Source organism: Xenorhabdus bovienii (genome assembly GCF_024721015.1).
GTDB classification, from domain to species: Bacteria; Pseudomonadota; Gammaproteobacteria; order Enterobacterales; family Enterobacteriaceae; genus Xenorhabdus; species Xenorhabdus bovienii.
Map to the genome: position 1 here is coordinate 1 of NZ_JANAIF010000333.1, position 420 is coordinate 420.

The 420-nt window shown below is 39.3% G+C and carries 1 pseudogene; it reads right to left on the reverse strand.

From position 1 onward, the window contains the following. Positions 1–270: 270 nt before the first annotated feature. Positions 271–420 (reverse strand): annotated as a pseudogene (locus NXS07_RS20855) (transposase); the annotation flags it as partial.

Below are 420 nucleotides of genomic sequence, written 5' to 3' on the forward strand. Positions count from 1 at the left end.
GATTTGGACATCTATATCAAAACCGGTAACTCTCAACTTTGCAAGTTGAACTGTCAGACCAAGTCGCGACTAATACACGTAAAGGACAATATCCTCAAGAACCGGAATGTCCGATTTCACCCGCCGAATTTTTCTATCAACTCGCTGCATAAAAAATAATCGCATTCATCTTTTGATGCACTTTCTCTGCTAATGCGACAGAACCGTATATTTTTCTCATTCCCAGATTATCAAGGTTCAATGTGTTTTAGTAAAGACTATGAACAGGTACTTACCATTATCCTTTCTGAAGTTTGCAATCGTTTTGAAGTCGGGAGATAAACGTTCAAGCAGCCACATTAATTCGACATTGCGGTTGCATTCCTTCTCCAGCCGTCGCGATGATTGAATTCGATTTAAATAACCGTAAATGTAGAGCTT